Genomic DNA, 18,130 nt, shown 5'->3' with positions numbered 1-18,130 from the left:
GCACTGATAGAATAATGAAAATCCTCCTCTTAGGCGAGTACAGCAATGTTCATAACACGCTGGCAATGGGTTTGCGTGCACTTGGACATCAAGTGACTGTGGTCTCAAATGGCGACTTTTGGAAGGATTATCCACGTGACATTGATGTGAGCCGACCAACAGGAAGACTGGGAGGAGTGCGCCTCTTGGCAAAGATATACGCTCTTTTACCACGTTTGAGAGGCTATGATGTGGTGCAATTCATCAACCCTATCTTCTTTGAATTGCGTGCTGAACGCCTTTTCTACATCTTTCGTTACCTCAAAAAGCACAACAAAAAGCTCTTTCTGGGGGCTTTCGGCATGGATTACTATTGGGTGCATACCTGTTCCACGACGATGCCCTTGCGGTATAGCGACTTCAATTTCGGGACGAAACTGCGCCAGAATGAAGAGGCAGTAAGCGAGCGGAAGGATTGGATTGGCACTGAGAAGGAACGCTTGAACCGCCTGATGGCTGCGGAATGTGATGGTATTATCACTGGACTCTACGAATACTGGTGTTGCTATCAGCCGTTTTTTCCTACAAAGACAACCTTTATTCCCTTTCCAATCGTTGTGGGGGACGAACCGAAGATAGCCCCTGAACCACCCAAACAATTAAATCTCTTTATCGGAATCAGCCGTAACCGGTCAGTGTATAAAGGCACGGATATCATGTTGCGAGCGGCTGAGAAGGTGAAAGCCGACTATCCCGAACGATTGAATCTAAAGGTTGTTACGGGCTTACCCTTCGATGAGTATGTGCGGACGATGCGTGGTTCTGATGCTATCATGGACCAACTCTATAGCTATACTCCATCAATGAATCCACTCGAAGCGATGGCACATGGCATTATATGTATTGGTGGGGGCGAACCCGAACACTATGCTCTTCTGCATGAGACAACGCTCCGCCCGATCATTAATGTACTCCCCTCGTATGAGAGTTGTGTGTCAGCTCTCACGCAGCTTGTCACCCATCTCGATCAAATCCCAGCCCTTCGCCACCAGAGTTACGCCTATGTTCGCAAGCACCATGACCATATCAAGGTAGCACGGGAGTATGAGGCGTTTTATAAAAGATAAATCGCTCTCCTCATCATGACAGGTGCAAGCATAGAGCCAAAGGCTTACTTGCAGATGAAGTCCTCGTTAATTCTTTTATAGCAAGCAATAAGACAAAAAGAACGAAACGCCCTTTTCCATTTGAAGAAGGCGTTTTGTTGCATGAAGAGGAGCCTCTCCTTGCAGTGAAGGGAGGCTCTCTTTGTTTCATGAAAAACATTTACTTGATAGGAAATGATTTCTTTGAAAACTTTATTTGCACCCTCTGAAAGGGGAAGAGTGCCTAACGAAAGGCAAGTAGACAATCGTTTTCTATGTCCCACGAAGCTGCGTCTCCTCCTTTTGAAAGGCTTAGAAAGGCTTGTTCTCTATCGTAACAATTCTAATTGTGGGATAGTGATTAAACCACGAGTAATACTTATCAGTCCTTCTTCCTGCAACTGATTCAGCATGTGAGAGACGTTCAAACGACTTTGATGAAGCTCATGTCCGAGTGTTTCCATCTTTATTTTCAACACCTTCCTACCAGCTTGTGTAATGCAACGAAGGCGTAGGAAAGCAAAGAACTGTTGGCGAATATCCGTTGGATTCTGCCTCCATGGAGTGCGACCCTGCCGTTGCGCTTGCATGGAAAGGATATTAAGAAAATTCAAGCGACAGATGAGATAGGAGTCAAGGAGGCGTAGAATCTCCTCTTTACTGAGTGCCAATAGGCTGCAATCAGTCTGTGCGGAGAATGTTCGGGAGTATCTCGACATGAGTCCGAAGAGGTGTTCTGGTTGTATGACAGCCGGTGCTGATAACTCTTCGACAATACTGTATCGGTGGTTATCAGCATGACTCTCCACGCTCAACGACCCTGCCATGAGAAAGAAGAGTTGCGTGCATCGGTCGCCTTCTGCCGCCAATAACTGTCCAGCCAACAGCTTGTGAAAGCCGAACTTGGTGTTCCCTACAATCTCAGAAAGCTCACTGGAACCTATACCGAGGAAGAGTGGGAGGCGGAGAAGGTCGTTGTAAAGTTGTAACATAACAATTAAATAAACCCAAACAAGTCCCGATCAAGCCCCAACCTTGCCCCTCTCAAGCCTCACCCCTGCCCCCTCTCCGAATGGAGAGGGGCGTGAATAGGTAGAAAGGGTATGGTTTTCTTTGATATATCCTAACCTCATTTACAGTACTATCTACTCCCCTCTCCATTCGGAGAGGGGGCGGGGGTGAGGCTTTTATTGGGCGGGGCTGAGGCCTTTACTATACCATACTTGCATCTTTCCTTTGCTATCTGAATAGATAAAATACGCCATCAACTCAGGGTGATGATCGAGTAACTGCTTTGCTTTCTCTATGCCCATCACCATGAAGGAGGTGGCATAAGCATCCGCAGTAGCGCAGTTCTTGGCTAGAACAGTAGCCGAAAGGAGAGAGTGTTGGACGGGGTATCCAGTCTTAGGGTCGATAGTGTGTGCGTATTTCTTACCTCCTTTATAATAGAAGTTACGATAGTTTCCGCTCGTCGCCATGGCTCGGTCGGTCACATTCAGTACCGCCTCATACTCTTGATTGACGTTCACACTATCGTCAGTAGGCTTTGTTACACCAATATGCCAGGGCAATCTCTTTTCGCTGTTGCCCTTAGTAACAATCTCACCACCTATCTCTATCATGAAATTCTTTACTCCCCTTCGTTCCAGCAAACGTGCAACACAATCGGAGCCATAGCCCTTTGCGATTGCAGAGCAGTCCAACATGATACGTGGGTTTTGCTTTCGTATAGTGTTACCAACCAGTTTCACCTTATTAAAACCGACGATTTGTCGCAGGCTATCAATCTTCTCCTTTGATGGGTGAACGCCCGTTTTAAAGCCGAAGCCCCACATATTTACCATTGGCGCAACCGTGATGTCAAATGCACCATTGGTCTCCTTAGATACCTGTTGAGCGAGTGTAAACACCTCATCAAACATCTCATTAACCTTGACGGGTTTGTTCTGATTGATTAGCGAGATGACCGATGAAGGCTCAAAAGTTGAGAAGGTCTGGTTGACGCGTTTAAGTTCTGCATCTATTTCAGGCTGCAGGTCTTCATCATTCTGGTACGTGATGTGATAGACAGTGCCGAAGATAAAGCCCGTATTATGCTGATAGGGCATATCATGTTGGCACCTCACAATAATGATGGAACCGATGAGCAGCACCAAAAGAAAGGGTATTTGCCAATATAGTTTCTTATTCTTCATAATCGTAATAGGGTCATTTTAGAGTTGAATGGGGCATTTGCTAGTTGGTTGATTATAGTTCGAGAAGAACATTAAATGTGGCTCCGAGCGTTGAAGAACCGCCTCGCCCGTAGCCTGGTACATACCATGGATCACCTAAGTCGTTGCTCTTCTGATGGGCACGAACCTTATATCTCAGGCTCCAACCCATACGTATTGGGCCCCAAATCTTGGCATCTACACCGAAAGAAGCCTCTATCCAAAGAAGGTGCGAACGCACACCTGTACCACCAAAAGGTACTTGGTTGCCCCAAATAGGATCCGTCACGGCAGGTGCCGAAACGTCATATTTGAAGGATGTATAGCCTACTCGTCCTCCAGCCAGCACACGATAGGCATCATGTTTGTCCTTTAGAAGATTGAAGTCGATACCTACACGACCATAAGGAGCACGTGTTTTAAATTGTGTCGAAGTGTTATCATCCGTCTTATTAGCCTCTCCCACACCGATTTCCAGCACTGGGTAATACTTATCTTGGAGGTTTACTCGTAGCAAAGCCTCGTATTGTCCGTAAGAGGAGAGCGCCTTCATTGCGGGACCGACGACGTCAACTCCAACGGCAACAGCCCTGAAGAACGCCACAGTATCAGGCTTTGTGGGTTGCACCTTTTGCTTTCGTTGTGCATGGGCAACACTTGGCAGAAGGAGAAACAGACTAATGCTGAGTAAGACGAAGGTATATATTCTCTTTCGTTCCATCGTAGTCTACGTTGGGATTATTGATGTTTATCTGACTAACTGCACGTCCCGTTGTACTTACGGCAGTAAGTTTATGGAAAAAAGCAGGGGCACAATCGACACTTTCAAAGTGGCTAATATTAGTCTTACTTATCGTGATGGTATCAACGACAGATAGCCCTGCTGCATTGGTCAAGACGAACCGCAGGCGGTCTTGTGCGCCTCCGTAGCTCATCGGCAAACTGAATTTTGAAGTCTTAATAAGCCTGTTAATCAATACAGTATCAGCCTTTCCGTCACGAAGAGCACTGATGGTCAATGTGTCACGAAGGCTGTCGCCCTGTATGACATAATTAGCCATTACGGGATTGTGAACGCCACAATCAATATCAGAACAGCTTGTCAAAGATAGGAAGACACCTGCTGTCAAACAAGTGAAAACGGCTAGGAGCATTACTCTTAGCCCTTTTTTACTCGTTATGCTAGCCTTCGCATATTTGTCATTTATCATCATTTGCATTACATCAGTAGGTTTTTTACATCTCTTTCTCTATCTGGTAATCATTGCGTCGAGGGTTACTTCGACTGATCAAATCGCCTATGAAACCAGCAAGGAAGAGTTGTGTACCCAGGAGAATAGCGGTCAGAGCGATATAGAAAGAGGCGTGATTTGAAAGCAAATCACCATATTCTCCATTGAAGAGCATCACTGTTTTCTCTACAAATAGACTAATGAGTGCAATGAAGCCAATGAAGAATACGAATGAACCAAGCAGTCCGAAGACGTGCATAGGCTTCTTTCCAAAGTTGGTCAAGAACCATAAGGTGAGCAAGTCGAGATACCCATTAAAGAATCGATTAATGCCGAACTTAGACTTACCATACTTACGTGCCTGGTGGTGAACCACCTTTTCTCCGATACGAGCGAAGCCTGCCTCTTTGGCAAGATAGGGGATGTAACGGTGCATCTCACCATAAACTTCGATGTTCTTCACTACATCTCGGCGGTAAGCCTTTAGTCCGCAATTAAAGTCATGGAGGTTATGTACACCACTAATCTTACGTGCCGTCGCATTGAAAAGCTTAGTTGGTAAGGTCTTAGATAACGGATCGTAACGCTTCTGCTTATAGCCACTTACGAGGTCAAACTTATCCTCCGTGATCATTCGGAAGAGCCCTGGAATCTCGTCAGGAGAGTCTTGTAGGTCTGCATCCATTGTAATGACAACATCGCCTTTAGCCGCTTTGAAGCCACAATATAGGGCTGGACTCTTACCATAGTTACGGCGGAATTTAATGCCATGAACGTGCTCGTCCTTGCGATGAAGCTCTTCTATGATACCCCAACTATTGTCAGTTGAGCCGTCATTAACGAAGATTATTTCATAAGAGAAGCCGTTGGCATTCATCACGCGTTGTATCCATGCGTGCAATTCTGGTAGACTTTCTTCCTCATTGAATAGAGGAACTATAACGGAAATATCCATTGTTTATGTTTGGATTAATATTGTTTTGAATTAGAGGAGGGTACTTGTTTCATCATTAATGCAGCAATGATTAATGATAAGATAACGCCGAATACCACTGCTGATATAAAGCTATTTGCAGCCAAGACAGCCGGTTCCGTCATCATTGAAAGGAGCCGAATTATATCATTGTAAGATACGTTCATGGTTGTAAACATCTGTTTCGCTTGTGGTGTGGAATAGACAGTTGTAAGGATAGATAACAACCTTCCGTTGTCGACATAATTCATATACAACCATTGAAGAAGGCTGAAGATGAGTGCCGCATTGAAGTGAACTCGAAGGCAGTAAAACAATCCGCGCTTGAAAGAAATCACCCCATTGCGCCCTTCCTCACGGAACTTTTTAAACCGATAAGCCACAAAGAAGGGGGTAGAAAAGAGCAATATCGTATAGAACTGACCCAATATTGGAAGGGAACTAGAGTATAATAAACAGGCGAAACTAGCAACCCAAAGGATTGCAAGATAGAATCCGTCGTAACGAGAATACGCCGATAATTGTTTGAGCTCATCGTGTGTCATACTGCAAAATTACAGATTATTTATTATATATAAGGTGCCTCCTTCCTAAAATTAAGATTATTTGTTAAAAAGCGAAAAAGGTGTTCTTTCTTTTCGTATTTATAAATAATTTATGTACCTTTGCAGCGCTTTTTCCAAGTAAGGAGAGAGCTTTATACGGGCAAGTCTCCTACGACCAGCTCCCTTCAAATCCCCCAGGTTGGGAACAAAGCAAGGGTAGAAGGTTGTAGCGGTGCGATAGGAATCGCTTGTCCACCCGCCTCTTTAGCTCAGTTGGCCAGAGCACGTGATTTGTAATCTCGGGGTCGTTGGTTCGAATCCGACAAGAGGCTCGAATAGATAAAATGACTAGAAACGAGAGAGAAGGTATGTCGTGAGGCACACCTTCTTTTGTTTTTTAGACTGCTGATAAGCTCTTTTATAACCCTCAATAGGCGTTACGACAATTCCTGATAAACGATATTTGAAACGCTGCTAAGGCTTAATTTGAATCTAATCATCATTATTTTGCCTGCTCATTAGCCTCTACTAATGATCCTCTCCACTGGTCTATTATGGGGGAAAGGGAAGCTAGTTGGGAGGTATAAAATGCCCACCAGTAAACTTCACATATATCATTTGAAATGGAGAAGAGCCTCTCTTCTAGTCAAAGAGAGGCTCTTTTCATTGCAAGGAAACGCCCTCTTCAAATGGAGAAGGGTGTTTCCTTGATAGGAAGCGAGGTTCTCTTGATATTTAATCCTTGAATAACTGTTGTGCGAAAGTTGCTAGATAGATGCGCCAATTACGCCAGATGTGACCGCCATCTGTCTCTAGGTAGGTGTAAGGATAATGCTTGGAATTAAGGTAATTACGCAATTTCTCATTCTCATTATATAGGAAGTCAGCCTTGCCAATACCTATCCAAAAGAGTTTAGGAGAGCCTTTGAAGAGATTGTCAACCTTGCTTTTTGTATCCTCGTATAGCGGTGAAGTAGTCTCCTTCTGATGGGGTTTAACAGCTGCAGAAAACAATCCGATGTAATCGAAAGAGTTAGGGTTATTGATAGAGATGTACAATGAATGGAACCCACCCATTGATAAACCAGCGATGGCTCTATGCGCTTTATCCGCCTTTACTCGATAGTTTTGTTCAACGAAATTAACCACATCTTGGAAGGCAGACTCAAAGTTTCCATCCATCGTCTTAGGTAGTTGTAAGGATGGAACTTTTAGTCCTTCGGGTGTCTCACCGGGGGCTGCTTCCTGCGAGATATTGCCATTTGGCATCACAACAATCATGGGTTTTGCCTTGCCCGAAGCGATGAGATTGTCCATAATCTGCGTTGCTCGACCTAGTTCTGACCACGCATTTTCATCGCCCCCCATGCCATGTAGGAGGTAAAGAACAGGATATTTCTCATTGCTTTGTTCATATCCTGCAGGTGTGTAAATGGTTAATCGGCGTGTCATATTAGCCGTTGGACTCTTATACCAAGTCTTAGAAACAGTGCCATGAGGTACATCCTTCACTTGATATAAGCCATTGATGCCCCCATCAATCATAAAGATACTGAAGGTACTAGCGATGTCGCGAACCGCATAAACGTTCAGTGGGTCAGTTACTTTGACGCCATCTATCAGTATATTATATGTGTATAACTCGGGTTGGAGAGGGGTAGAAGTGAAGGACCAAACGCCCTTTTCGTTCTTCTTTAAGAGTTGTGGACCTTGTCGGTCATACTCTCCTTGTGGTGTTTTCACCTTTTCTATAGGTAGAAAGTCGCCCACAATCTCCACCTTTTGAGCCTCGGGTGCATTGACATTAAAGGTTACTGACTTATCAGCATTTACCACTGGTGATGCCAGAGGAGCCTTGTTCCAATCGAGCGCTTGCTGTGCTAAGCCTGTTGCAGAAGCCATTGTGCAAGCAAGAGATAAGATAATTCTTTTCATGCGAATGATGTTTTTATGATTTACGATTTATGATCTTAATTCTTTATCACCTTAGTTTGGCACGAAGAGGGTGCTAACAACCAAGTAGATTGATTGTTTACAAAGGTACAAAAAATAATGTCTAATGTTCCAGGTGTTGGTTATGTGGAGAGGAGCAAAGTGCTAGTTTTAACAAAAATAAGGCTCACGTGCGATATTGTTAAGGTGTAATAATTTCCAAAGGAAATTTGGTCTTATTGATAAAAGTGCGTATCTTTGCATCGTTTTCCATAGGAAACAATATTAAAAGGATAATCCAATAAGGTTTTATGAAACCTTTAAGTAATAATAAAAATAGATAATTGTAAAAAGGAAATGAAGCGTATCTCGACACTAGCATTTGCCATCATGATCTTAGGAATGACAGCATGTTCTGCAAATAACAAGCCTGCTAAGAAGACAGATGATAGTACTGTTGCTGGCAAAGCAACAAAAGAAACAAATGTAAATAACCAAAATGAAGGAAAGGAAAAAGGTATGAATGTAACAGAAATGACTGCTGAGATGTTCAAAGAGAAGGTGATGGACTATGAGAAGAACCCACAATCATGGGTTTTCAAAGGCGATAAACCAGTTATTATAGACTTCTATGCAACATGGTGCGGACCCTGTAAAGCAACTGCTCCGATACTTGAGGAGGTAGCAGGAGACTATGAAGGTAAGATCGATGTATATAAGGTTGATGTTGATAAACAGGCTGAATTGGCTTCGCTCTTTGGTATTCGTTCAATCCCATCATTGCTCTTTATCCCTAAAGAAGGTAAGCCTACAATGCAGACAGGAGCGATGAATAAGCCTCAATTTGAGGAGGTTATCAAGTCAACCTTGCTAAAGTAAGTAACGCAGAAAGGGCGCATGAATAGTGAATGTGTTCGTAAGATTCGGGAACTCTCACGCCTTGTAACAGCCTTTGAGTCCGACTTGCAACAACGTGTGGGGCTGAATCTCAATGAAGCGGCACTACTTTGTTTGCTCTCCGAACAGCCTAATCCGATGTTAGCAGGTGAGATTGCTGACGAAATGGGGATGACTCGTTCGAATGCATCTAAGGTGATTGCCGCACTTGAACGGAACTCCCTTATTCGTCGTCGGGCTTGTTCGGAAGATGGAAGATGCCAACGATTTCATATTACCAAGCATGGTTTAGAGAAATTGGCACAGGTTCATTGCGACTCTATTGTGGTTCCCGACGAATTGAAAGGGATTATCTAGTTGTTGACAAGTAGGTTCTTACAATAGGATAGCAAAGTAGGAGCAGTTATTTCATAGGTTGGTTCTCAGCCTTTGATGTAACTGCTTATTTGCAGACAGATAACTGCTGTCTTGTTTTTAAAAATAGCTTTTCTTGCTTTTAATAGGACTAATATGTAATAACGATAAAGGCTTGATAGTTATATATTAAACGGTTAATTATATCTAAGAAACTTGGTTTTCTGCGGTTGAAATGTTGATGTATGTCAAAAAGAAGAGAGGCTCTTCAATCTTTTCGGAAATCATTACATTACTATCAACTATTTATCGTACATTTGCAATGCAATGGTAGACTAACAGGGAATGAGTAGTGGTGTACTACTTTCTCAGTCTTCTTTTGATTAAATAACTAGTGATTGTTACAATAGAGATAATCAAGTCATTAAGGTTAGATTGATTATTGTTCAGGAGAGACACATTAGACTGTCTGTCGACAGTCAAGGGGAGGCATAATAGCAGGTAACTGCAGTTGTGCCTCCCCTCATTATATATAAACGATTGTTGTTAAGTCTGTTTTGCTTAGCAACCAGAGCCATCAAGTCGGCAAGAAGCTGCTGCTGGCGCATCATCAAGATGGATTCCTGCCTCTTCAGGAGACAATGTTACGGTGCCATCTTCAAGTAGGAAGCAAGGGACACCAGCATATCCATGCTTTTTCGCATCGTCGAATACAGGGCTATTATCGCGTAGGCGAAGGAACTCCTTGAGGTATCGAATGTGGGAACCAATGTCAATTACTTCATAACGACTATCTCCCTTTACATGCTCGTCGACGGCAATACAATCCGGACAAGTGCTCATTCCATATATTTTTATCATGTTTCTTTTTTTTGATTAAATGGTTTGTTATATACTAAAAGGCCTTTGTTTAATGATTACAAATCTTCGTTGTATCTACCGTGAAGCCCTCTGTTGCAGGCATAAATTTACCTCGTTCGGTGAGGAAATCAACTAGTTCTGTTGCATTCATACCCTCTCTAGAGCAAGTGTGGAACTCCTCCTCTGGTCCAAAGTGCTCTATGATTGCTTTTACCAAATCCTCTTTTGTTTTGTAACTATTGCCCTCCATCATGTGGAGAACATCATGTCCATGTGCCATATAATTGATGTTTTAATGTGTTTATAATGTCAGTCAAAGATGAAATCTCTGCCTATGATTAGTATTAACAAAGCTTGTGCCAGCAAGAATATTAACCTCTTTTAAGTGCATAAATGTGTTTTTGTGTCTATTAAATGGTTACTTTTGTGATAGAAAATGGTATGTTTTGGCAGTTTGTCAGTCCTTTGGCACATGTTTCGCATATGTTTTTTGTAGTGATACATAGGGTTAATTTTTTAGAAATTAAATGATATTAAAAATAGAGATGAAGAGACTTTTAATTGCATTTAGTGCTGCATTGGTGTTATTGTCATCATGTGTAACGAGTCAGAAGAGTTTGAAGGAGAGTAAACCAGTAGCCTTTGTTGAGGCGCGGAACTACTTCCATATTGGTGACGAAACAAAGCCTGTAATTCTAAAAATTACTTCGAAGACTGAGTTTGAGCGGCAGTTTGGTGAGGCTGCATTCATGGGTAAAGGGGGAGAACCTACTCATATTGACTTTAATAAGAGTTTTGTTGTTGCCTATATCATGCCTAAGACTAGTCTTAAAACAGACCTCCGACCTTTGTCACTCAGCGAGGTTGGTAAGAAGGAATTGCTTTTGACCTATGATTTAAAGCAGGGATCGAAGCAGAGTTATTCAACACAACCCTTCTTTATCCTTATTGTCAATAAGCGATATGAGGGTTATAAAGTAAGATAGAGATTATCTTGTTTCATGTAGATTGCTTCTTTCTCATGTCTTACTTAGGCTGATGTAGGATGGAGAAAGAATCTATGAAAGGACGAAGGGAATGATTTGAGAGGTCGAATTATTTGAATTTCTGGGCGTAATGGACATTTGGTAGGCTGAAAACCTCTCGGGTTTTAGTAATGGACATTTGGTAGGCTGGTTATTCTAGTCTACTTTTTTGTATTTATGAATCCATCTATAAACTTCTTCTTGTTAGCTTCATTCAATCCATTATGATTATGCAGTGCTCTTTTAAGTTGTGAGTTAAATCCTTCCAACAGGTTTGTTGTATTTGCATATCCGGATACTCCTCACACGTATAGAGCCATGGCAGATGTGTCTTAATAGAACGTCTTGCCGTTCTCAGTCTTCTGTGTGTTGTCTTACCCGAGATTAGGAGAGTTCGTTCATTTAGGAACTCTTTCCATTTATCACACCATTTATCAAAAGCGGTTATAAACTCTTCTTTTCTCATAGAGAACATCCTTCTCATTAATGCCAACAGTTCAACGCCTGCAGGCAAATGTGGGTTGTTAGTAAGGAGTCTTCTAACTATTTGAAATTGGTGAAATTGATACATTTGTACGGGGCAGAAACTTATAGCTTGTAAAAGTCCTACATGCCCATCACACACCACTGCTTTTATCACAGTTCCACGCTCCGCAATATACCGAAGTCCATCAAGATAATCTCTTTTAGTTTCGTTTTTGACAAACTTGCGATAGAGCATTTTACCTGATGAAGCATCACACCAAATGTCCTGGAAAAATATGTTGTATCCAATATTATTACAGCAGATTTTGGGTAAGTAGCAGTAAAGCTATCTACTACTAAGCTCAACCTACGTCGTATGGTTCGCTCTGAACATTTATAAAGAGTGGATAGATCAGATATCGTTCGATTTGCCGTCAGATAGTCGTTCCATAGAGAAATATTATTTATACGCAGACCACCTTGAAATTGTCTACCACAATCCTTGCAGGAATACATCTGAACAGAACGTCGATGCCCATTCTTTTTAACATTTGAGCTATTACAGAAGATACAGTTTTTTTATTCATAGATATTCAAATGCTGCAAAGGTAGTAAATAAAAGAATTCCGAGAGTTTTTCAGCCTACCAAATGTCCATTACACCATAAAAAATGAAAAAGAAAAGTGTTGTTTTTATTTAAAATCTTGCGAGATTGAAATTATTTCAGTAGTTTTGCAGCCGAAAAAAATCAAATTAATTACTAAAAGGATGTAATTTGGGGATAAATATAATTAAGAACGAATAAAGCCTTGATATTAAATAATAAGGCAAAAAGAGCAGTGTGACACTGCATAAAGTTCTTCAATTAGGATAACAGAAAAGGATTAAAAACCAGTTCAATATCACCCTTATACTCCCACTTTTAAAGAGTGAGTGTAAACATTTTTGCGTCCTACAAATTGAGAATAAGGATAATAAAATAAGTAAATAAACAGCATTTTATACCATAAGTTATGAAACAGAATAAGATTAAATTGGGATATCAGAAGCCTCAGACAGAGATAATAAGCATCAACAGTGAGAGCTTTTTGTTAGATGCATCATTCCATAGTCAGCACAATCCAGGCCGTCGTCGCCCAGGACCTGCTGCCGCTGGCGCAAAGGAAGAAGTTGAGTGGCTCGAAGTTGGTGATGAGGCTTTGTCAAACAGTGGTCATACATCATTGTGGGAAGATTAATCAAAAGAGAGTTTTAATTAAATAAGTATAAGCATAAAAAGACTATATTAATAATGAGAAAACAGACTTTTAAGGTGCGCCTGCTATCATTAATAGCATTGTGCGGCATTGTAATGGCTTTTGCATCTTGCTCTAATGAAGATGTAGCACAGAGCACTGTAGATACAAACACTGAAAACAATAGCAACCTGACTTCATTCGTGACAGGTGCTGCTGCAACTCGTACATCACTCAACTATGACGACGGAGCTTTCTTCTGGGAGGCTGGTGATCATATCTATGTAAAAGATGATAACGGAACTTGGCAGAAGAGTAGCAATGCTCCAGCAGAGAAGACTGCCAGCTTTAAGTTTATGGTTCCTGGTAAGTACACTAACAGCACAACCTATAAGGTGTATTACCCTGGCAAGAATGGTCTTAACAACAACGTAACTATCTCTGCAGCACAGAGTCAGGCACAGCCTAATAGCACCACACATATTGGTGAGGCAGGTGATTGCGGTACAGCAGACGCTACAGGTGGTAATGGTGTATTTAACTTCCGTCTCGATCATCAGGCAGCTATCCTCGTGTTCCAGCCTTTTACAAACAATACAGGTGTAAAGAATTGTCAGTTGACAAAGATTGAGGTAGAATCTGATAATGATATTACTGGTACTTACACACTTGACACAACAACAGGTGAGTTGACAGGTTCTGCAAGCGGTAAGAGTATTACTATGACAACAAAGGGTAGCGGCTCTTATGCTAATGGTTTCCCATTGACTAACAGCACAGCAGACCTTGCAACTAATGGTGCTTACGTGGTAATTCGTCCTGGTACACATGCCTTGACCGTACGCTATTGGATTAAGGACTATGCAACAAACGTTGAGGGTGCGATTACTAAGACCTATCCAGCGTTCGACTATGAGAAGAACGACTACTATGATATGACTGCCAATATCAATGTAACGGATTACGACGGCAGTAAGTACTACATGTGGGATGCACAGAAGAATTACTGGAATGGTCATGAGTGGAACTCGGCTAACCCATGGCAGCCTGTGCTTGCAAATGAAAGCAATTCAAACTTCCCAACTTTTGGTAGTGATAACCACTACCATGAGAATGAAGGCTTTGGTCGTATGGACGCAACGTATTCTTGTAAGAATCTGCCTAATGCTAATGAGCTGGGATGGTATGTAAAGAATGGTGATCCACACTGGGATGATGATAAACTATGGACAGCAATGGGACATTTGTATAAGGGTGGTATGTGGTTCCGTGAAAAATCACTTATCAGAATGCTGACATCATTCCAACCTGAACAAGGTCCAGGATATACGGACATGCGTAACAGCTTTTATAAATTGGTAGTGACTCCTACTCAAGGTGCGCCTGTAGGCTATTCTGCAAGTAGATCCTTCTTTTTACCAGCTTTGGGTCAATATAATAGTAATGGTCAGTTGACAGATATTGGACAGAGTGGATATTATTGGTCATCAAGTGCTTCTCCAGCCGACTCTAACTGGGCATACTTGTTGCAATTTAGCAAGAGTAAGGTTATTGTAAATACCACACAAAGCGATGGAGGATTCTATGTAGGTACATTTCAGTAAGCTGCATTCTAACTCCTCTCTTTAGGAAGTCCCCTTCTTAAAGTTGCAGGTTTGAAAACATAATCTTGCCAACGCTCGTACAGCGTTGAGCTGTCTTCGGACAACTCAGTGAAGTGCGATTCGTTGGCAAGTTTTGTTTTATATAATCTTATATGGTTGTCATTGCATCATTGTAAGAGAATTGTGTTAGCTCGGGAATGGTTTTTAGGATGAGGTGTCATAGTGTTGATTTCCTTTCTTTTTGCAGAGGAAATCGAGAAAGCTTTGTTCTTATTTTTCATCCCCTCTCTTTTTAGTTAATGCTTAATTAGGTTTCAAAAGACGCCCAATAGGTTTGCAAAAGATGCTCTTTAAGGCGTCAATAGACGCCCTTTTGAAGGCTTAAAGAGCACCTTTTGAATTGCAACTAATCCTTGAAAAGGAAGAAAAGTAGAAGTTGGTGTAAACTGACTGATAATGAGCAGGAAACGGAGTCATTTGCATAATACTACACAGTTCGTAAAGAGTAGGAATATGCAGATTTAGGCAGAAGTTCAGTTACCAAAGTGTTACCTGATTTCTTCATAGGTAACGATGGAGTAATGTTCGGTAACTGAATTATTTTCGCTCGTGTGGCTGTTGCTGCGGTCGGCAGTTTTCTGCATAAGCGAGGAACGCTTTAATTCGGGTAACTTTGCCCATAAAAATTAAAGCGTATGAAACAAGAGAAAATGAAGGTGTTGCTCTACCTCAAAAAGAGCGGTCTTGACAAGTCGGGCAAGGCTCCCATCATGGGACGTATTACACTTGGAAGGAGTATTGGACAGTTCAGTTGTAAACTCTCCTGCAACCCCGACTTATGGAATCCACGAGAGAGCAGAATGGACGGTAAGAGTCGTGAGGCGGTGGAGATAAATGGTAAATTGGAAAATCTGCTGTTGTCTGTTCAGTCAGCTTATCAATCTCTGCTATCCAAAGGTTGCCCATTTGATGCAGCCGATGTGAAAGAGCTGTTCCAAGGGAGTGTAAAAACACGATGCATGCTCATTGAAAGGCTGGATATGCTCATCAAGGAGAAGGAAAGCCATGTTGGTATAGACATCAAGGAAGGAGCCATACACGGCTATCACTCTACCCGAATTCATTTGCAGAAGTTTATTCAACGGAAATACAAGGTAACAGACTTGGCTTTCTCACAGCTCACGGAGAACTTTATCTATGCGTTTGGGCAGTATTTCTTAGGTGAGTGCGGTTTTCAAGAAAGCACATTCTATAATGCAGCCACGCATTTGAAGACGGTATGCAGGTTGGCTTACCGTGAGGGATTGGCTGATGTACTTCTATTTGACAAAGCCAAAATCAGCAAGGGCAACAAGAGACTGCCCAAAGCATTGGACAAGGAAGCATTAGACAAATTGAAGGCTCTCAACTTTGAGGACTTGGAGGAGGATATGGAAACGGCAAGGGATATTTTCCTCTTTGCCTGTTATACAGGTGCTGCTTATTGTGATTTGATGGAACTGGACAAGTCCCATCTTGTGTGTGACGACGAGGGTAGCCTTTGGCTGAAGTTCAACCGCCACAAGACAGGTGTGCCTTGTCGTGTTAAACTGCTGCCCGAAGCCAAAAGGCTGATGGAGAAGCTCCACAGCGATGGAAGGGAAACATTACTCCCCTATATCAAGTACAAGAACTATCAGATTTGTTTGAAAGCCCTGCGGCTTCGTGCAGGCATATCGTTTCCCTTTACCACACATACGGCAAGACACACCTTTGCCACGCTTATCACGCTTGAGCAAGGAGTGCCAATAGAAACGGTGAGCAAGATGCTCGGACATAGCAACGTAAGTATGACCGAGCGTTATGCAAAGGTTACACCCCAAAAACTCTTTGAGGAGTTTAATCGTTTCCGTTCTTTCACGGAGGATATGCAGATGAGTATTTAGCAATAGACATATTAAAACTAAAATCATTATGAGAAGTACATTCAAGATACTGTTCTATATCAACAGACAGAAAACTAAGACAGACGGCAATACTGCTATTCTCAGCCGTATCACCATCGATGGAAAGAACACAACTATTCGCACAGGCGAAGAGTGCAATCCCTCCGAGTGGAGCACCAAACAGGGTTTGACAACCAATAAGAAGACCAACCAAAGAATCAATGAGTTCAGGGAATTGGTAGAGAATACCTATCGGGACATTCTTGTAAAGGAAAGAGTGGTAAGCGTGGAACTTATCAAAAACCGCTTGCAGGGCATCGCCACTAACCCCACCACGCTCCTTGCAATGAGCAAGGCGGAACTGCAAGCCGTCAAGGAAAGCGTTGGAAAGTCAAGGGCAGAGGGGACTTATCTGAACCTTTACTATTATGATAGAAATCTCCGAGAATTTATCGAAAACAAAGGAGTACAAGACATATCTATCGACACCATTACAGAGAGTTTGTTCGAGGAATACCGTTTCTTCCTGAAAAAGCAGGGATTTGCAGCGGCAACCATCAACCGCTATCTCTGCTGGCTGAGCAGGTTGATGTTCCGTGCGGTCAGTCAAAGGATAATCCGATGCAATCCGTTTGAGAATGCCAAGTATGAAAAGGAGGACAGGAAGATACGTTTTTTGCAAAAGGGCGAGGTAATGAAACTCATGGCAATGAAGATGAATGACAGGGAAGCGGAACAGGCACGGCTGATGTTCGTTTTCTCCTGCTTCACAGGTATGGCTATCTCAGATATAGAGAATTTGAAATACAAGCATATCCAAACAGCAGCGGATGGACAGAGGTATATCCGCAAGGAGAGACAGAAGACAAAGGTTGAGTTTATCGTGCCGTTACATCCCATAGCGGAAGCCATCATCAGCCATTGCAGGAACGAGCAGGAAAGAAATGAAGAACATCTGACGGTGAAAGAAAAAGGCGACAGCCTTGTCTTTCAACCTCATTGCAGCCGTAGCGTGATGGGCAAGAACCTGAGTATCGTGGGTAAGGCTTGCGGTATCCGTCAAAGACTTTCGTACCACATGGCAAGACATACGTTTGGCACGATGTGTCTAAGCGCAGGTATTCCTATTGAGAGCATAGCCAAGATGATGGGGCATGCCTCCATATCAAGCACACAGATTTATGCTCAGGTAACGGACAAGAAAATTTCGGAGGATATGGACAGGCTTATCGCCAAACAATCGGAAATGAAGAGAGAACCAACGGAGAAAGGGGCTTGTGAACCTTCGGATATATCAATCTATAAAATGGAGGAAACGGCATGAATACGAGCTATAGACCAAAAACAATGACCGACACGTACAATCATCGTAGTTGTTTTGATTGGGGCAGTAATATGCAGGTTGTTCATAAGGGAAATGGAGAAATTGCCATGACGGAGGGAGAACTGGCGAGGTTCTTCGGTGTAACATGGAGAAAACTCAATTATAGGCTTCAGACGATTATGAAATCTTCCAACCTGCATCCCGATGAAAGGGGTGCAGGTGAAGAACCTGTTTTCATCAACGGACAACTTAAAGGTTATGCACCGCTCTATCCTCTTTCAATTATCATTGCTATGCTTTCTATGTCAAAAACCTCCAATATTTCTTATTTTAACTATTTATTTAACAATTACACTTTGTGTTGCCAAACAGATATTGTCAGGTTGATACATACAACCAGTTCTGACCATTGCAGTTA

18 protein-coding genes, 1 tRNA gene, 1 other RNA gene and 2 pseudogenes are annotated in these 18,130 nt (G+C 42.3%); 11 read left to right on the top strand and 11 right to left on the bottom strand.

The window, feature by feature from the left end; all coding sequences use genetic code 11:
• Window positions 1-14 precede the first annotated feature (14 nt).
• Entirely contained in the window at window positions 15-1,106 is a 1,092-nt protein-coding gene (locus F0475_RS10535) for a glycosyltransferase family protein (RefSeq protein ID WP_155716601.1), read from the top strand.
• Between the two features lie 347 nt (window positions 1,107-1,453).
• Here the strand turns inward: F0475_RS10535 and F0475_RS10530 are convergent, their stop codons facing one another.
• The 6 genes from F0475_RS10530 to F0475_RS10505 form a co-directional block, all read right to left on the bottom strand.
• Entirely contained in the window at window positions 1,454-2,116 is a 663-nt protein-coding gene (locus F0475_RS10530) for a Crp/Fnr family transcriptional regulator (protein ID WP_009435629.1), read from the bottom strand.
• 195 nt (window positions 2,117-2,311) lie between these two features.
• On the bottom strand, window positions 2,312-3,322 hold the full coding sequence (locus F0475_RS10525; RefSeq protein WP_155716600.1) for an FAD:protein FMN transferase: 1,011 nt from the start codon (window positions 3,320-3,322) through the stop codon (window positions 2,312-2,314).
• Window positions 3,323-3,374: 52 nt separating this feature from the next.
• Window positions 3,375-4,061: a DUF6048 family protein gene (locus tag F0475_RS10520; protein WP_155716599.1), complete on the bottom strand. Its 687-nt coding sequence runs from the start codon at window positions 4,059-4,061 to the stop codon at window positions 3,375-3,377.
• Window positions 4,018-4,494 carry a DUF6452 family protein gene (locus tag F0475_RS10515; protein ID WP_155716631.1) on the bottom strand — a complete coding sequence of 159 codons (477 nt, stop codon included), beginning with the start codon at window positions 4,492-4,494 and terminating at the stop codon, window positions 4,018-4,020. The genes F0475_RS10520 and F0475_RS10515 overlap by 44 nt, the downstream gene beginning before the upstream one ends.
• 82 nt (window positions 4,495-4,576) lie before the next feature.
• Complete coding sequence (locus tag F0475_RS10510; RefSeq protein WP_155716598.1) at window positions 4,577-5,527, bottom strand: glycosyltransferase family 2 protein; 951 nt, start codon at window positions 5,525-5,527, stop codon at window positions 4,577-4,579.
• A gap of 14 nt (window positions 5,528-5,541) precedes the next feature.
• Entirely contained in the window at window positions 5,542-6,090 is a 549-nt protein-coding gene (locus F0475_RS10505; RefSeq protein ID WP_155716597.1) for a DUF4199 domain-containing protein, read from the bottom strand.
• A gap of 158 nt (window positions 6,091-6,248) precedes the next feature.
• Here F0475_RS10505 and ffs point away from each other — a divergent pair.
• Both ffs and F0475_RS10495 read left to right on the top strand, forming a co-directional pair.
• Window positions 6,249-6,345: signal recognition particle sRNA small type (gene ffs / locus F0475_RS10500), an RNA gene on the top strand.
• Window positions 6,346-6,348: 3 nt separating this feature from the next.
• Window positions 6,349-6,422, top strand: a tRNA-Thr gene (locus F0475_RS10495).
• Window positions 6,423-6,825: 403 nt separating this feature from the next.
• Here the strand turns inward: F0475_RS10495 and F0475_RS10490 are convergent.
• The gene (locus tag F0475_RS10490; protein WP_199879809.1) at window positions 6,826-8,025 is read right to left on the bottom strand and encodes an esterase; all 1,200 of its coding nucleotides are present in this window, start codon (window positions 8,023-8,025) and stop codon (window positions 6,826-6,828) included.
• A 354-nt stretch (window positions 8,026-8,379) separates the two neighbouring features.
• Here F0475_RS10490 and trxA point away from each other — a divergent pair, with 354 nt between their 5' ends.
• Window positions 8,380-8,901, top strand: a complete 522-nt coding sequence (gene trxA, locus F0475_RS10485) for a thioredoxin (protein ID WP_036895040.1) — start codon at window positions 8,380-8,382, stop codon at window positions 8,899-8,901.
• 18 nt (window positions 8,902-8,919) lie between these two features.
• Window positions 8,920-9,276 (top strand): MarR family winged helix-turn-helix transcriptional regulator, encoded by a 357-nt coding sequence (locus F0475_RS10480; RefSeq protein ID WP_155716596.1) that lies wholly within the window; start codon window positions 8,920-8,922, stop codon window positions 9,274-9,276.
• A gap of 558 nt (window positions 9,277-9,834) precedes the next feature.
• On the opposite strand, the gene F0475_RS10475 is transcribed toward F0475_RS10480, so the two are convergent.
• The gene (locus F0475_RS10475; protein WP_155716595.1) at window positions 9,835-10,134 is read right to left on the bottom strand and encodes a glutaredoxin-related protein; all 300 of its coding nucleotides are present in this window, start codon (window positions 10,132-10,134) and stop codon (window positions 9,835-9,837) included.
• A 49-nt stretch (window positions 10,135-10,183) separates the two neighbouring features.
• On the bottom strand, window positions 10,184-10,414 hold the full coding sequence (locus F0475_RS10470; protein WP_009434680.1) for a YecH family metal-binding protein: 231 nt from the start codon (window positions 10,412-10,414) through the stop codon (window positions 10,184-10,186).
• A 265-nt stretch (window positions 10,415-10,679) separates the two neighbouring features.
• Here F0475_RS10470 and F0475_RS10465 point away from each other — a divergent pair, with 265 nt between their 5' ends.
• Window positions 10,680-11,120 (top strand): hypothetical protein, encoded by a 441-nt coding sequence (locus tag F0475_RS10465; protein ID WP_155716594.1) that lies wholly within the window; start codon window positions 10,680-10,682, stop codon window positions 11,118-11,120.
• A gap of 200 nt (window positions 11,121-11,320) precedes the next feature.
• Here the strand turns inward: F0475_RS10465 and F0475_RS11895 are convergent.
• Window positions 11,321-12,140, bottom strand: a pseudogene (locus F0475_RS11895) (IS256 family transposase, variant Zn-binding type).
• Window positions 12,141-12,146: 6 nt separating this feature from the next.
• Window positions 12,147-12,194 (bottom strand): annotated as a pseudogene (locus tag F0475_RS12035) (hypothetical protein); the annotation flags it as partial.
• A 443-nt stretch (window positions 12,195-12,637) separates the two neighbouring features.
• Here F0475_RS12035 and F0475_RS10455 point away from each other — a divergent pair.
• From F0475_RS10455 to F0475_RS10435, 5 genes are all read left to right on the top strand, one after another.
• A complete protein-coding gene (locus F0475_RS10455; protein WP_155716593.1) occupies window positions 12,638-12,862 on the top strand; it encodes a hypothetical protein in 225 nt (74 codons plus the stop codon).
• A gap of 53 nt (window positions 12,863-12,915) precedes the next feature.
• The gene (locus F0475_RS10450) at window positions 12,916-14,463 is read left to right on the top strand and encodes a hypothetical protein (protein WP_155716592.1); all 1,548 of its coding nucleotides are present in this window, start codon (window positions 12,916-12,918) and stop codon (window positions 14,461-14,463) included.
• 695 nt (window positions 14,464-15,158) lie between these two features.
• Window positions 15,159-16,388 carry a site-specific integrase gene (locus tag F0475_RS10445; RefSeq protein WP_155716591.1) on the top strand — a complete coding sequence of 410 codons (1,230 nt, stop codon included), beginning with the start codon at window positions 15,159-15,161 and terminating at the stop codon, window positions 16,386-16,388.
• A 28-nt stretch (window positions 16,389-16,416) separates the two neighbouring features.
• Window positions 16,417-17,712 carry a site-specific integrase gene (locus tag F0475_RS10440; protein WP_155716590.1) on the top strand — a complete coding sequence of 432 codons (1,296 nt, stop codon included), beginning with the start codon at window positions 16,417-16,419 and terminating at the stop codon, window positions 17,710-17,712.
• A partial coding sequence (locus F0475_RS10435; protein WP_234422999.1) for a hypothetical protein occupies window positions 17,709-18,130 on the top strand: 422 nt, incomplete at its 3' end. The genes F0475_RS10440 and F0475_RS10435, both read left to right, overlap by 4 nt.

It is taken from the genome of Prevotella vespertina (genome assembly GCF_009728485.1).
GTDB classification, from domain to species: Bacteria; Bacteroidota; Bacteroidia; order Bacteroidales; family Bacteroidaceae; genus Prevotella; species Prevotella vespertina.
The sequence above is the reverse complement of the archived record's forward strand: the minus strand, read 5'-3'. Positions and strand labels throughout refer to the sequence as shown.